Annotated in this window: 12 protein-coding genes and 2 tRNA genes; 5 read left to right on the top strand and 9 right to left on the bottom strand. The window is 42.7% G+C overall.

Annotated elements, in window-relative coordinates:
* Nucleotides 1-25: 25 nt before the first annotated feature.
* The 6 genes from BW976_RS05215 to BW976_RS05190 all read right to left on the bottom strand — a co-directional run bounded on the left by BW976_RS05215 (nucleotide 26) and on the right by BW976_RS05190 (nucleotide 5,819).
* A complete protein-coding gene (locus tag BW976_RS05215; protein WP_076371136.1) occupies nucleotides 26-844 on the bottom strand; it encodes an AraC family transcriptional regulator in 819 nt (272 codons plus the stop codon).
* Between the two features lie 88 nt (nucleotides 845-932).
* On the bottom strand, nucleotides 933-2,747 hold the full coding sequence (locus BW976_RS05210) for a glycoside hydrolase family 2 protein (protein WP_245834640.1): 1,815 nt from the start codon (nucleotides 2,745-2,747) through the stop codon (nucleotides 933-935).
* Nucleotides 2,748-3,028: 281 nt separating this feature from the next.
* Nucleotides 3,029-4,141, bottom strand: a complete 1,113-nt coding sequence (locus tag BW976_RS05205; protein ID WP_076371134.1) for an FAD-dependent monooxygenase — start codon at nucleotides 4,139-4,141, stop codon at nucleotides 3,029-3,031.
* A gap of 24 nt (nucleotides 4,142-4,165) precedes the next feature.
* Nucleotides 4,166-4,987 (bottom strand): helix-turn-helix domain-containing protein, encoded by an 822-nt coding sequence (locus BW976_RS05200; protein WP_076371132.1) that lies wholly within the window; start codon nucleotides 4,985-4,987, stop codon nucleotides 4,166-4,168.
* Nucleotides 4,988-5,292: 305 nt separating this feature from the next.
* Nucleotides 5,293-5,517, bottom strand: coding sequence for a hypothetical protein (locus BW976_RS29240; protein WP_175614048.1), 225 nt, complete (start codon nucleotides 5,515-5,517; stop codon nucleotides 5,293-5,295).
* A gap of 229 nt (nucleotides 5,518-5,746) precedes the next feature.
* Nucleotides 5,747-5,819: transfer RNA gene (locus BW976_RS05190), tRNA-Met, on the bottom strand.
* Nucleotides 5,820-6,057: 238 nt separating this feature from the next.
* Here BW976_RS05190 and BW976_RS05185 point away from each other — a divergent pair.
* The gene (locus BW976_RS05185) at nucleotides 6,058-7,023 is read left to right on the top strand and encodes an alpha/beta fold hydrolase (RefSeq protein WP_084192075.1); all 966 of its coding nucleotides are present in this window, start codon (nucleotides 6,058-6,060) and stop codon (nucleotides 7,021-7,023) included.
* Between the two features lie 220 nt (nucleotides 7,024-7,243).
* Here BW976_RS05185 and BW976_RS05180 read toward each other — a convergent pair.
* Nucleotides 7,244-7,316, bottom strand: a tRNA-Met gene (locus tag BW976_RS05180).
* Nucleotides 7,317-7,461: 145 nt separating this feature from the next.
* On the opposite strand from BW976_RS05180, the gene era reads away from it, so the two are divergent.
* Both era and der read left to right on the top strand, forming a co-directional pair.
* Nucleotides 7,462-8,337 (top strand): GTPase Era, encoded by an 876-nt coding sequence (gene era, locus BW976_RS05175; protein ID WP_076371128.1) that lies wholly within the window; start codon nucleotides 7,462-7,464, stop codon nucleotides 8,335-8,337.
* 141 nt (nucleotides 8,338-8,478) lie between these two features.
* Nucleotides 8,479-9,780, top strand: a complete 1,302-nt coding sequence (gene der, locus BW976_RS05170) for a ribosome biogenesis GTPase Der (RefSeq protein ID WP_076371126.1) — start codon at nucleotides 8,479-8,481, stop codon at nucleotides 9,778-9,780.
* Between the two features lie 129 nt (nucleotides 9,781-9,909).
* Here der and BW976_RS05165 read toward each other — a convergent pair whose 3' ends face one another.
* Nucleotides 9,910-11,487, bottom strand: coding sequence for a S41 family peptidase (locus tag BW976_RS05165; protein WP_076371124.1), 1,578 nt, complete (start codon nucleotides 11,485-11,487; stop codon nucleotides 9,910-9,912).
* A gap of 101 nt (nucleotides 11,488-11,588) precedes the next feature.
* Between BW976_RS05165 and murQ the strand changes: the two genes are divergently transcribed.
* Entirely contained in the window at nucleotides 11,589-12,401 is an 813-nt protein-coding gene (gene murQ, locus BW976_RS05160) for an N-acetylmuramic acid 6-phosphate etherase (RefSeq protein WP_076371122.1), read from the top strand.
* Nucleotides 12,402-12,506: 105 nt separating this feature from the next.
* A complete protein-coding gene (locus BW976_RS05155; RefSeq protein WP_076371120.1) occupies nucleotides 12,507-13,073 on the top strand; it encodes a hypothetical protein in 567 nt (188 codons plus the stop codon).
* Nucleotides 13,074-13,078: 5 nt separating this feature from the next.
* On the opposite strand, the gene BW976_RS05150 is transcribed toward BW976_RS05155, so the two are convergent.
* Entirely contained in the window at nucleotides 13,079-14,404 is a 1,326-nt protein-coding gene (locus tag BW976_RS05150; protein WP_076371118.1) for a D-alanyl-D-alanine carboxypeptidase/D-alanyl-D-alanine-endopeptidase, read from the bottom strand.
* Nucleotides 14,405-14,455: the final 51 nt, after the last annotated feature.

Below are 14,455 nucleotides of genomic sequence, written 5' to 3'. Positions count from 1 at the left end.
CACAAAACTCCGGAATTTTCCAGCGTCAGGCTTGTATAAACGCGACAAAATCGTAGCTTATAACTGGTCTCTCTTTTTTTGCTTTTCGGGCAAATGCTGCCGGAGTAGTGCCTGTGTAGCGTTTGAATTCCCTGCTTAAGTGGGCTTGATCGGTGTAGTCCAGCTCATGAGCTAAGCCGGCAATGTTAGTATCCGGATAATGCCATAATTGGTTTCGTACCTGTTCAAAGCGTATCAGGGCAGAAACGTCTTTAACCGTATAGCCGGAAGATTGCTTAAAGTTTCTCTCCAGTGTACGGACTGTTGCATGAGCCGCTTCGGCAACCTGGCTTACCGGCATAGCGCCGTTGGCTTTGCGCATGGCAACACCTGCCTTAAATAGCATACTACTGGTAGCTACCCTCAACCGGGCATCCATAAAATATCGTTTTACTTCGGCTATCGCTTCGCTTATTTTACCTGCTTGAATATAATTATTTAACACAGGCTGAAGCTGGGCGATAGGGTGCTCAAATAGATGTACCCCACCTTTACCCGATGGCAGTTCGAGCAGATCAAACACTGTCCAGGGATAGCACCTGATGGCAATAACCTCAAAACGGTTTTTAACATAAAAATGAACCGGGTGATTGTGCAGCCCCATGATAAATGGTGAAGGCAATGACTGCAGGCCCCCATCGGAAGAAATGCTGCAGCCACTTCCAAAATGAAAAATAATTTCGGCGTAGCCATCAGGTATTACCTCAAAACTGGATTGTTGTTCCCCAGATTCTCTGCTGTTGTACCAAAAGCATTTTATGGTATCCCGGAGCTCTTCAGGAGGTTCAAATTCTTGATGCTGCATTTGTAAAGATAGGTATTGAGCGGTTTAATTTGTGAGTTGCAAATTTAGCAGCTACTCAGATTAGGTGACTCCTCTCGCCACATTATATCTAAGGCATCAATTTATAACCTGCTTTAATAACGGCTTCATTAACTGCTTTAACCCTTTCCATTTCCATTTTTTCAACAGCCCTGTCATAAGTAAGCATTCCATTAACTTCATGTTCTACATCGGTTGTTTGGGTATAGATGGCAACGCTCAATCCTTTATATTTCATAAGCTGTTCTACTTCATCCAATAAAAACACGTACCTGTCTGTTAACCTGGTTTTGGTTGGTTCATAGTCATACGCATTATTGGCAACAGGCCACATATGATCACGCGCAAACAGGCCAACTCCGCCAAATTCGCCCAATGATGCTGCCCGGTGTTCGTCCGGTACCGAGGCGCCGTACGGGCCTACGTAAATATGCGTGTCTACATAATCTCCATTTCCCGGGTCGCCATAGGCTTTCTGATAAGATGGGTTATTATTAAAACCAGAGTTGCCGTTAACCAATCTCGACGGATCATACTGCTTAACCCAATTGGTTATATTTTTAACGTCAAACGCTCCCCAGTTTTCATTAAACGGCACCCAGGTGATGATGGACGGCGAGTTATAATGTTCATCAATAAGTGTTTTTAGCTCCTTCCTGAATTCGGTTCTGGTTGTGGTGGTATCCTCATTTTGATACCATATGGCCGGCATATCCTGCCAAACAAACAGTCCCAATTTATCGGCCCAATAATAAAACCGCTGAGGCTCGGTTTTCATATGCTTCCTGATGAGGTTGAAGCCGGCGTTTTTGGTGAACTGAATATCAAATTTGAGAGCTTCTTCTGTAGGAGCGGTCAGCACACCATCTGGCCAGTATCCCTGGTCAAGCAGTCCAAGCTGCATCATAAACTTACCGTTGATCAAAGGCCTAGTAACGCCATTAACCTTGCCTAACTTAATATCGCGCATGCCGAAATAGCTTTTTACCTTATCAAGTACAGTGCCATGAGCATCTTCCAGGCTGATGGTAAGGCCATATAAAAAAGGATCATCCGGCGACCAAAGCTTCGGTGTTTTAATGGGTAGATAAAAGTAATTGCCATTTGCTGATTTTGCTTCCGAAACCACGCTATTTCCATCAAGGGCTACTGCCGTCACTTTTCCTTCGCCTGTAGTATTCACCAGTACTTTTAACCGGCTATTGGCCAAGTTGGGCAACAGGCGGATATCCTCCATATACACTTTGTTTACCGGCTCCAGCCATACGGTTTGCCATATGCCCGAACAGAAGGTATAATCACCGCGGGGACCGCTCTTGCCCGATGGTACACGGCCGTCATTCAGATCCTGAACCGCGACTACTATCGTATTCTTTCCATTGGTTAAATACGGCGTTATATCAAAGCTGAAAGCATCATAGCTGCCAGCGTGTGTGCCTGCTTTATGTCCGTTTACAAACAATGTGGCATGGTGGGCCACAGCGTCAAAATGAATAAGAACCCGTTTGTTTTTCCAAGCGGAAGGAATTACAAAACTACGGCGGTACCACATATTGATCTCCTGCTTGCGCTGAATGCCGGATAGTATGGATTCTGGACAATACGGAACCAATATTTGTTGGGGGTTACTTTCAAAAGATACCGGCTTTTCCGGGTCGAGTGCGTTGGCAACATTTTTTCCTCCCAGGTAATCCCATTTGCCATTCAAACATAGCCAGTCGCTGCGCTGCAGCTGTGGTCTTGGATATTCAGGAAAAGGAACAGCGGCATCCAGAGCTGCTTTTGTCCACGAGGTAGGTAAAGACGGCTCTTGGGCAAATAAGCAAGAACAATTAATGATGAGTAGGAATGATGTTAACTTAAACAGGTTTTTATGCATGATCATAGGTGTATTGGAAGGAAACTCAAACTTATTAAAATAAATTTTTAATTAAAGGCTGGTAACCACAAGCAAGACGCTTGCGGTTGCGGGGTGTTTTTTTTAAAAGTGGGTTTACATGGTTTACACTTTTCATGGTTAACATTTTTATATATTATTGACAATCAAATAAATATGTGATTAAATTCACAAATAACACCACTATTGTGTAAACCCAGAAAATGCGCCCAAACTTAAAAAGCCTCCAATCTTTCGATTGAAGGCTTTTTAAGTTTGTAGGAAGACGCTCAGAATAACTTAGCCTCCGCATTGCGCCTGCGGATTTCTTCTTCCGTTTTCAACACAAAATTTGTTTTTACGTTTTGTTCGGCGATGGTCTGAATTTCTTCAATGGAAGGCCGCAGGTTGCGGTCATACTCCGTAAAGGCAAGCTCATGGTTGCCATTATGTTTAAGTAAAGCATCCGCGATAGCGGCCGCACCCTGCATGGCCAATGAACCGCCTTGCCCTGCAGCAGGTGACGGGCAGTAGGCGGCATCGCCAACCAATACCACCCGCCCCTTTGACCACGACGGCATTTTGATCTGGCAGAACCTGTCAAAGTAGAAACTCTCCGACTGCTCAATTTCTTTCAGGAGTTCAGTCGTCCGCCAGCCTTGCCCTTCGAATTGCGCTGTTATGATCTGGCGTTGCTGTGCAGTATCACGGTAGTTGTAAGGTATGTCAGTTTCAGAAACAAACATAAATATGATATCCGTTTTATGATTGTAAGCATTCAGCATAACAGATTTGTACGGCACGCTAAAGGCTTGCATCGTTCTTTGCGGAACAAGCACTTTATTAACAATGCTGATCGAGAAATACGCATTCAGAGAATGTGCATAAGCGGCTTCGGGGCCGAACCAGATCTTCCTGGTACCGGAGTGCGCGCCATCACAGCCGATTACCAGGCTGTAGATTTGCGGACTACCATGATTGAAAGTAACAGTAATGCCGTCTGCAATTTCTTCGAGCCCCGCTATACTGTTGCTAAACATAAATTCCACCTTATTTTTCAGCGCCCCTGTCAGCACCGCCACAAACTTTTCGCGCTCGATCTCAATTTCATCGCCAGGAGATTCTGGGCCTTCATTGATGATCATAGTGCCTTCGGTCACATCATCTGCATTCTTGTATTCGATGCGATCGACTCCTAAACGATATGATTTGAGCTGTTCGTACAGGCCCATTCGTTTGGCTATTTCTACAGTCGGGCCATTCAGGTCAACGGCTGCGCCATCAATGCGCGGTGCGGCGGCCAGTTCAACAACCGTTACCCGGTAGCCAATGTGGTTCAGCCACCAGGCCGTTGACAGCCCTGCAATGCTGGCACCGGAAATAAGTACTTTTTGATCTTTCATGGCACAAAAATCCGAACAAGCCGGTCAGGAGGATAGAACAATTGCGACAAAATCATCGCCGAACTCTTTTTTCCGGGCTCTGGTCTGCCTGGCAAAAGCAGCGGCCGTAGTGCCGCTATAACGCTTAAACTCCCGGTTGAGGTGAGACTGATCAGCATAACCCAATTCATGCGCCAAACCGGAAATAGGGGTATCGGGGGCACTCCACAAACGATCACGCGCCTGTTCAAAACGGATGAGGCCGGACACATCTTTTAGGGTATGCCCGGAGGAGGCCTTAAACTTTCGCTCCAATGTTCTGACCGTGGCGTGTGCCGCCGCCGCTACCCGATTTACCGGCAAGGAACCCTTTGCTTCCAACATCGCCCGGCCAGCCTTGGTTAATGCCGGAGCGGGGGCGGCTGCCTGGTGTGCATCCATAAACCAGTCTAGGACCAAAGTCAGCGCTTCATCAATCTTTTCGGCCTGAAGCAGCTGTTGCAGATCTGCTTGTAATAAGGCTATGGGGTGCGTAAAAATTTGTATTCCGCCTTTAACTGGTGGGAGTTTAAGCAGATCGTACACTGCCCAGGGCAAACACTTTACCCCAATGATCTGTAAACGATCCTGAGCATAAAAATAAACCGGCTGTCCTAACAGCCCAACTATAAAGGGCGAGGGTAATGGCTCAAGCTGGCCATCAAACATCAAACTGCAACCGCTGCCAAAATGAAAAACAATCTCGGCGTGACCGTCTGGCAATACCTCGAAAGCGGCCGGCGATGCGCCGAACTCTTTCTCCCAGTACCAAAAATCCCTTATGCTATTCCGGATTTCCGCAGGCGCGTCAAGTTCTCGATGTATCATGATTAAAGATAGGACGATTCAAGCCGATTTATATTTTAAAATCAGGTATAGAACCGCACTGCTCAGAGTTTTGTACGGATAGCGAGGGCGAGGTGTATTGGATTCCAGCAACCTTTCCGGTTTTTAAGCCCTTAATTAGCAGTCTCTTCAAATGAAACTACTCGTGAGGAGGTATCTAAATCTATGTTAAATTCTATAAAATTACGCTCCCCAACTCTTTTATAAAACTTGTACCCGTGGGATGATTTGCGCCAAACCGCTCTCTTGCCATTCTTACCTTTAAACATGGTGTAATCAGTCATACTTTACTGACTTACAGCATCACTGTAATAATCCGACTGCTTTATGCTAATAACAAATGCGTCTAAAGCATCATTTGGAAGCTTTGTTGTATAGTAAATAGCGTAATTTGATCCCATGTCTTGATATTCATCACGCAGCACCTTTGCCTCTGCTGGTATAATAATGTGTGAATTTTTTTCAAATCGTTCTTTGCTTGACGTTCTTCCCCAATCGCATGCGGTTATCATGCACATTAACGATAGAAATACGGATATCTTTTTGTTTGTAAAATTAATTGACACGCTAATAAATACCGACTGAAATTTAAAAGTATAAGATAATTACTGATAACTCTGTTGCTTAATTAACCCTAAGTTATACATTAGCCTGTGGCATCTGCCATCACTCCGCTAACCTACAAAATAGCCAAAACGCAAAAAAGCCTTAAATCTTTCGACTTAAGGCTTTTAATTTTCGTAGCGGGAGCAAGACTCGAACTTACGACCTTCGGGTTATGAGCCCGACGAGCTACCAACTGCTCCATCCCGCACTGTTTTGATGAGGTGCAAATGTATGATAAGTTTTGGCACTAAATGATAAATAATCAATGAGTATATAATTAGGTGATATCCACAGATGCATAGGAAGATGTTTTATTTATCTTAGGCAAATGTGGATGAATTGCTATCTGCATATCTCCTGATGATCGGCATCTACGACGACCAAATTAAGCGAGGTGGTTAATCAACAGTTTGAACTTGAGCATTATAACCCTAATTAAAAACGATATGATGAAATATATAATAAATCGGCTCACCATCATCCTGCCTCTTTTTTTTGTTTGTTTCTACTTTCTTTTAGGCGGTAATTCCTTCGCACAATCAAATGATTTCACCTATCATTGGGAAAATGTAAACGGTTTAAAGATATTTTATAGGGCCGCCGGCAACCCCTCTAAACCCACAATCGTATTATTGCACGGAGTGCCGAGTTCGTCAGTTATGTATCAGGGAGTGATGGAGTTATTGAAGAATGATTTTTATCTGGTGGCGCCAGATTATCCTGCCCACGGTTATTCTGATGTACCGCCGGCAAGCTATCCATTTACTTTTGAAAATATAAGCAATACAATCTATACCTTGTTAAATCAGCTGGGTATCCATCACTATAGTTTATATATGCAGGATTATGGCGCACCCGTTGGCTTCCGGTTGGCAGTTAAACATCCGCAACAAATAGACGCGCTCATTGTCCAAAACGGCAATGCTTATATCGAAGGGTTTCCCGATGCGCAAGATCCTAATGGCGACCTGGAACGGTACTGGCGTGATAAAAATAAAAAATATGAAAATAACTGGATAGATTCTTATCGTAAAGAAAGTTTAGTATTACCATCGCAAAGAAACCTGGGAACTGGCATAAACCCTGACCGCCGAAACATGGATGCCGAAATTATGCTAAAACCAGGAAGGTTGGATTTATTTATGCAATTGTGGTTTGATTATGGAAACAATGTGAAAAGTTATCCCCAATGGCACGAATACCTGAAAAAATATCAACCACCGGTTTTAATAACCTGGGGTAAAGAGGATAATTACTTTACTGTACCCGGTGCATTAGCCTTTCTGAAAGATGTGCCCAGGGCCGAGATTCATTTATTAAACGGAGGCCATTGGGCAGTAGCAGAAAATAACACAGCTGAAATAGCGGAACTTATTGAAAGCTTCTTCAGAAGAGCGGTTGTTAAGCCTTAATTTTTGCAGGCAGAAACCTGATCTCTTTTTTACCCTATGAAATACATTAAGTCGTTTAACTGTGTAGATACAATCTATAAACAAGTAGTCTGACGTTTTTTCTTTAACGCGTACAATTATTTATTAAGCATGGTCTGTGTTATCACCGCATCGCTAACCTGCAAAATACCCTAAACGCAAAAAAGCCTCAAATCTTTCGACTTGAGGCTTTTAACTTTCGTAGCGGGAGCAGGACTCGAACCTACGACCTTCGGGTTATGAGCCCGACGAGCTACCAACTGCTCCATCCCGCACTGTTATTCTTATATGTTGCATTCCGTCATAACTTCGGAAAGTTCCTTCCAATTGTCAAAAATGCAATTTGCACTCCGTTTTAATTGGACTGCAAAGATATAATTCGTTTCTTTGCAGTCCAAATATATTTTTAATTATTTTTATATGAGTCATCAGGCAGGTTTTGTAAGTATAATTGGTAAGCCCAATGCAGGTAAATCAACCCTTATGAACGCCCTCGTTGGCGAAAAAATGTCCATCATTACCCCCAAAGCGCAGACCACACGTCACCGTATTTTGGGAATTGTGAACACCGACGACTACCAGATCGTATTTTCTGACACGCCAGGCGTTATCAAACCACACTACGCGTTGCATGAAAGCATGATGCACCAGGTAGATGGCTCTATTGTGGATGCCGACCTTATTTTGCTGGTTACCGACATTTACGAGGAGTTTGATGAAACTGACGTACTGAAGAAACTGGAAGGTTCATTAGCTCCTATCGCGGTACTGATCAACAAAATTGACCAGAGCGATGAGGAAACTGTAAAAAAGAAAGTAGAGTTTTGGCAGGAAAAACTAAACCCTAAGGCTGTTTTCGCGATCTCAGCATTGTTGGGGCACAATATTAAAGCCGTGATGGATTTTGTTGTAGAGAACCTTCCTGAGCACCCGGCCTATTATGAAAAAGATGCATTGACCGATCGTAACGATCGTTTCTTCGCATCCGAAATGATCCGCGCGCAGATCCTGAAACAATACAAAAAAGAAATTCCTTATAGTGCCGAAGTCATTGTAACCGCATTTGTTGAAGGCGAAACCCTACACCGCATCAGCGCCGAAATTATTGTAGAGCGCGATTCACAAAAAAACATCATCATTGGCGAGGGCGGTAAAATGCTTAAAATAGTAGGCACTTATGCACGCCGTGATATGGAAGAGTTTTTCCAAAAGAAAGTTTTCCTGGAGATGTTTGTCAAAGTGATACCCGACTGGCGCAGCAAAAAAAATTACCTTAAAAAATTCGGGTACGAATAACAACACAGATGTGAGATCTGAGATATTAGATTTGAGATAAATCTGGTATTTATAAATTAATCAAATAATTTTGATGTGGATTTGAATATGGAGACCCAAAAAGTCTCAAATCTCAAATCTTACATCTCAAATCTAAAAAGAATGAGTAACATAGTAGCCATAGTGGGCAGGCCTAACGTAGGCAAATCAACTTTATATAATCGCTTAACCGAAACCCGCAAAGCCATTGTCGACGATTTTAGCGGTGTAACCCGGGATAGGCACTACGGTGTTGCCGAGTGGCTGAACCATCAGTTCACCGTTATTGATACCGGTGGTTATGTAGCCAACTCCGATGATGTTTTTGAAGCCGCCATCCGCGAGCAGGTTGACATTGCCATTGAAGAAGCTTCGGTAATTTTATTTATTGTTGATGTTACTACCGGCATTACCGATCTTGATGATGAAATAGCTACCCGCCTGCGCAAAAGCAGCAAACCGGTTTTTGTGGTGGTAAACAAATTGGATAACAATAGCCAGGTGGCCGATTCGATGGTGTTTTATAGCTTGGGCCTGGGCGAGATCTACAGCATTTCATCTATGACCGGCTCTGGTACCGGCGAATTGCTTGATGAAGTAGTTAAACATTTTGAGGATGTAGTTATTGAAGAAAACACCCGTCCTAAGTATGCTATCGTAGGCCGGCCAAATGTGGGTAAATCATCCATCATCAACTCGCTTATAGGTAAAGATCGTAATATTGTTACCCCTATTGCCGGCACCACCCGCGATTCTATACACATCCACTACAACCAGTACGGGCATGATTTTATGCTGATTGATACTGCGGGGATGCGTAAAAAAACAAAGGTTAAGGAAAATATCGAGTTTTACTCCGTAATGCGTACCATTAAAGCATTGGAAGAAGCCGATGTGATCATCCTGATGATTGATGCCGTTGAAGGTATCGAATCGCAGGATATCAATATATTCCACCTGGCCGAGAAAAACAAAAAAGGCATTATGGTGGTGGTAAACAAATGGGATTTGATAGAAAAGAATAACAAAACCGTTAAGGTTTTTGAAGAGCAGATCCGTGAAAAAATTGCGCCGTTTACCGATGTGCCTATCGTATTTACCTCTGTTACCGAAAAGCAACGGGTGTTAAAAGTAATTGATGTAGCTAACCAGGTTTATCATAACCGGGCCCGAAAAATAGCTACCTCCAAATTAAACGAGGTGATGCTGCCGATTATCGAAAATTATCCACCGCCATCTATCAAAGGAAAATACGTAAAGATCAAATACATCACCCAAATTGCAGGATCATCACCCATGTTCGCGTTCTTCTGTAATTTGCCGCAATACGTAAAAGAGCCGTACTACCGCTTCATTGAAAATAAGTTAAGGGAGAATTTTGATTTTTCCGGAGCACCGATACAGGTTTGGTTCAGGCAAAAATAGGGCACGATTTGCAGGGTTAAATAGATTGATTACAGGATTTTTTCTATACGACGACGATTGCGCTATATTGACTAGTTAATCTTGTAAATAAAGAATCCTGTAAATCTTTTCCTAATCCTAAAAATCCTGTTAAATGGTTAGCGCCTTTTTAAAGGCCTCGTCATTGCTATTCATCACTTGGTAAAAGGCGGTGTCACCCCATTTAAAGCGAGCGGCGTTGGCTTTGAGGATACTTTTTATATAGTCGCGGGATATCAGCAACTCGTGCGAATCCATTTCTTTCAATGTTTTTGAGGAATACAGAATGAATTGGTGGAAATCATCATCGCTAACAGTATAATTTTTTATAAAATCGTCGCCGGTGGCAAATTTGTTCAGTACAGGCTGCATCCGGTCGATCACGTAAGCCGAAAAAAGTTGCTGATCAATTAAATTCTGTACTACCTGGGTGCTTTGCGTACTATCAGCCGGCACAAAAACATCGGGCATAATACCGCCGCCGCTAAAAACTTTACGCCCGCTTAGCGTATGGTATGAGCCTTTAAAAACAGAATCATTCCGGATGCTTTGCTCCGAAAAAAGCTCACCCTTTTTCATGCGTATGGCCAATTCGTTCCGGTAGCTCTCCAAGCCGCCCTTATATGATTTTTGGATCGACCTGCCAGATGGGGTATAATACCTGGCTACGGTTAAATTTACGGCAGAACCATCACCAAAGGGAAATTGCTGCTGCACCAGGCCTTTGCCAAATGAGCGGCGACCTACAATGGTGGCTCTATCCAGGTCCTGCAAGGCCCCTGCTAATATTTCACTGGCCGAAGCGGAGTATTCATCAATAAGCACAGTTACCTTTCCTTGCTGAAACGAACCCGAATCTGTGGCAAAATAATCTGTACGGGGTTCGTGGATGCCTTTGGTATATACAATTAATTTGCCTTTGCCTAAAAACTCATCGGCCAGGGATGTGGCCGCGTTTAAATATCCACCGCCATTGCCTCTAAGATCAAGCAGCAGACTGTTCATTCCATCGGTTTTAAGCTTACTCAACGCTTTGCGAAAATCGGCATCGGTGGTTGATGCAAATTTGCCTATTTTGATGTATCCGGTTGTGGAATTAGCCATATAAGCCGCGTTTACACTGCTGAGGTCAACCCGGCCTCGTTTTATAGCATACGTTTTTACTTCTCTGCCATCGGCAATACCAAGCAATAAAGAGGAATCTTTTTCTCCTCTGAAAATATTATTTACTCTATCTGTAGTAAGCTTTGTGCCCGAGAATTTTTTATTATCTACCGTAATTACTTTACTGCCGGCCGGTAAACCAGCTTTAGAAGCCGGGCCACCTGCATAAACCTGGGTAATGACCATGGTATCCCGTAATAACTGAAATTCAATACCGATACCATTAAACCCGCCATCTAAACGTTCATTAATAGATTGCGCCTGCTGCGGGGGTAAATAAAGGGAGTGGGGGTCAAGGCTCTGCAGCATATCATTAACTGATGCTCCTTCAATGCTATCTATGTTAACACTATCAACGTAGTTGTGATCAACCAGTTCCAAAACTTTCGACAGTTTGTTATTATCTGAAAATGAAAAACCAAGGTTACGGTCGGCAAATTTTCTATCACCTATCAGCAGCCCAATGGTAATCCCTAACAGCACCAGGATCATCGTCCTGAAAATAACTCCCGCAGTCTTTTTCATAATCAGCAAACAAAGTTAATCAATGCCACATCAATAATTTTTATTGGCATCATTGCATTTGATGTTTTTTACCGAATTTTGTTATAAATTATTTTAAATTAATGGAAACCATTACTGAGAGGGAGTCACATTATAAGAATTTAGAGCAGTTATCTGTTCTTGAGATATTGGAAAGCATTAACAAGGAAGATCAAACAGTTCCCCTTGCTGTTAAAAAAGCCTTACCGCAAATTGAACAGCTGGCCACTGTAACCGCCTCTAAAATGCGCGATGGCGGTCGTTTATTTTATATTGGCGCTGGCACCAGCGGTCGTTTAGGTGTAGTTGATGCCTCAGAATGCCCTCCAACATTTGGTGTTCCGTTTGATATGGTTGTAGGTATTATTGCCGGTGGCGACAGCGCTATACGCAAATCGGTGGAGTTTGCCGAGGACGATACAGAACAAGCCTGGAAAGATCTGGCAGAATTTCATATTACCGATAAAGATGTTGTAGTGGGTATTGCCGCTTCCGGTACCACACCTTATGTAATAGGAGGGTTAAAAATGGCCCATAAAAATAATATTGTAACAGGCTGTATAGTTTGTAATGGTGGCAGCCCTGTAGCAGCCGAAGCACAATACCCGGTTGAAGTGATTACCGGACCTGAGTTTTTAACTGGGTCAACCCGCATGAAAGCAGGCACGGCTCAAAAACTGGTTTTAAATATGCTGAGCACCAGTGTTATGATACAGCTGGGGCGTGTAAAAGGCAACAAAATGGTTGATATGCAACTGAGCAATAACAAACTGGTAAATCGCGGAGCCCGTATGGTGATGGAAGAAACCGGCTTAAATGAAGATGAGGCTGCAGCACTGTTAAAACAATATGGCAGCGTACGCAATGCTGTAGATAATTATAAGAAAAAGAATTGATGTGCAAATATGCAGATTTCAGATGTGCAGATGATCGGGAAAAAGAACAATTTGCACATTTGCATATCTACATATCTGTATATAGGCACATTTGAAATCTGAAATATGCACGAGATAGAACCATATTACCGTTGGCGCGATGATTATATAGCATCAGAGGATGAATATTCACCTTTTTATGCTACTGAATACAGTGAGTTTGAATTTGACAAGCAGGTATATAACTATCTGTTGCACCCCCAGTGGGATTCCTTCGGTTCCAATACTTTATACCTCAAAGTGTTGTTTGCCGATTATGAAAAGGGTTATACAATTATTGAATTTATTGGAGAATGGAACGATGCCATCAACAACGATATCATGATGCTGAAGCGCGAGCTGCTGGAACTGATGATTGATAATGGCATTACCCATTTTATACTGATAGGCGAAAATGTGCTCAACTTTCACTCCTCAGATGACTGCTATTATGAGGAATGGTTTCAGGATATTGAAGACGGCTGGATAGCTGGGATCAACTTCCGCGAACACGTGATAGATGAATTTAAGCGCAATAATATTGATTATTACATCAATTTTGGCGGCGTATTGGATGACCTGGGCTGGCGCACATTAAAACCGGTACAGGTATTTAAAATGGTAGAAGAGCAGCTCATGCGTAGGCTGAATTAACCACCTTAAAACTGTTCATGAATATAAGTCATGATCCGGACCATTTCGTCGCGTATTTCTTTAACAGGCCTGGTAAAATTGTTATTCATAAACGAAAACGCCAGTCGTTTCCCTTTTCGGGTAACCAGGTAACCGCTTTGGTTATAATTGTTGGATAAGGAGCCCGTTTTTGCCCAAACAAATACCTGTCCATTATCTGTTTTATAAGCATTTCTGAGGGTACCGGTAGCTCCGCCGGCCGGTAGCATGCTGTATAATAGCTGATCGTTGTTGACCTCGTTCTTAATTTTCTGCAATAAAACTATAATGCTTCGGGGAGTAAACAGATTCATACGCGAAAGCCCCGAGCCGTCAATCCATTGAGGTTCATCTGGCAGATCATTCAAAAAATGTGTTTTAGCGTAACTGATCACCGAATCGGTATTGAGTGTATTAAACTTTACCGATGAGCAGGTTAGCAATAACTGTTCTGCAATAAAGTTATCACTGGGTTGTAGCATTCGTTTATAAACAGCGCGGGTACTGGTGTTGTATATTGTTTTTGCGGTAGCATTTAATGGAATGCTAACAGCCCACACGGGCTTTTTTAGCGTATCCCGCAACAACTCCAACGTTAGCTCAGTACTTGTTTTCCAGGGAGTTTCCTGTCTGAAATTTGGCGGTACTGGCATTGCCGGGTAAACAAAGTTATTACTCAAAAAGTCGCGTTTAACCTTAAACTTATCCGGATGATAGCTGGTATCGCTATTTAAAAAACGTTTGAGATAGGAGGGCTTAATCTGTAGGTTACCATTGCCATCTGCGTATATTAAGGCAACATTGTCTTCTATAGGAAAACCTGTTATTTCTGCCTGGTAATAATCGTTGTAGTCGCCCCAGGCCCAGCCTGTTCCAAAAAAATCATTCTTGTAACCCGTTGTTGCATAGTACAGTTTTTTATTGCTCCGGGCCAAGAAGTCCAGGCCTTTAGTCCCTTTCAGGTCGCTATGCAGAAAGGACGGATCGCCCGTACCCCAAAACACTAATGAATCATTCCGTAATTCATAGCGAAGACCAGGTATAGAATCGCCCAGCATTTTCAGGCAGGTATAAAAAGTAAATAGCTTTGTATTGGAGGCCGGGATAAAATATTTATCAGCATTTAACTCATATATCATTTTTTGATCGTCCAGATCATACAAAGCGAAACCCGTAAAATGATCGCGCATGATGAGCGAATGCTTAAATTGTCTTTTTATCTTTCTTTTTTTAATAGTATGGGCATAAATGGTATCACTAAATAATAGTAAGCCGCAAATCATTAGCAGAAATACAAAAGTTGTTTTTAACATACATTTATTCAATTTAACCAATTATTGTTGTAAATTTAATATACCAACTAT

The organism is Mucilaginibacter lappiensis (assembly GCF_900155965.1).
GTDB lineage: Bacteria > Bacteroidota > Bacteroidia > Sphingobacteriales > Sphingobacteriaceae > Mucilaginibacter > Mucilaginibacter lappiensis.
The sequence above is the reverse complement of the archived record's forward strand: the minus strand, read 5'-3'. Positions and strand labels throughout refer to the sequence as shown.

Excerpts from the sequence above, each read along its gene's own strand:
- BW976_RS05215 (WP_076371136.1), bottom strand. The coding sequence starts at position 844 with ATGCAGCATCAAGAATTTGAACCTCCTGAAGAGCTCCGGGATACCATA.
- BW976_RS05210 (WP_245834640.1), bottom strand. The coding sequence starts at position 2,747 with ATGATCATGCATAAAAACCTGTTTAAGTTAACATCATTCCTACTCATC.
- BW976_RS05205 (WP_076371134.1), bottom strand. The coding sequence starts at position 4,141 with ATGAAAGATCAAAAAGTACTTATTTCCGGTGCCAGCATTGCAGGGCTG.
- BW976_RS05200 (WP_076371132.1), bottom strand. The coding sequence starts at position 4,987 with ATGATACATCGAGAACTTGACGCGCCTGCGGAAATCCGGAATAGCATA.
- BW976_RS29240 (WP_175614048.1), bottom strand. The coding sequence starts at position 5,517 with ATGATAACCGCATGCGATTGGGGAAGAACGTCAAGCAAAGAACGATTT.
- BW976_RS05185 (WP_084192075.1), top strand. The coding sequence starts at position 6,058 with ATGATGAAATATATAATAAATCGGCTCACCATCATCCTGCCTCTTTTT.
- era (WP_076371128.1), top strand. The coding sequence starts at position 7,462 with ATGAGTCATCAGGCAGGTTTTGTAAGTATAATTGGTAAGCCCAATGCA.
- der (WP_076371126.1), top strand. The coding sequence starts at position 8,479 with ATGAGTAACATAGTAGCCATAGTGGGCAGGCCTAACGTAGGCAAATCA.
- BW976_RS05165 (WP_076371124.1), bottom strand. The coding sequence starts at position 11,487 with ATGAAAAAGACTGCGGGAGTTATTTTCAGGACGATGATCCTGGTGCTG.
- murQ (WP_076371122.1), top strand. The coding sequence starts at position 11,589 with ATGGAAACCATTACTGAGAGGGAGTCACATTATAAGAATTTAGAGCAG.
- BW976_RS05155 (WP_076371120.1), top strand. The coding sequence starts at position 12,507 with ATGCACGAGATAGAACCATATTACCGTTGGCGCGATGATTATATAGCA.
- BW976_RS05150 (WP_076371118.1), bottom strand. The coding sequence starts at position 14,404 with ATGTTAAAAACAACTTTTGTATTTCTGCTAATGATTTGCGGCTTACTA.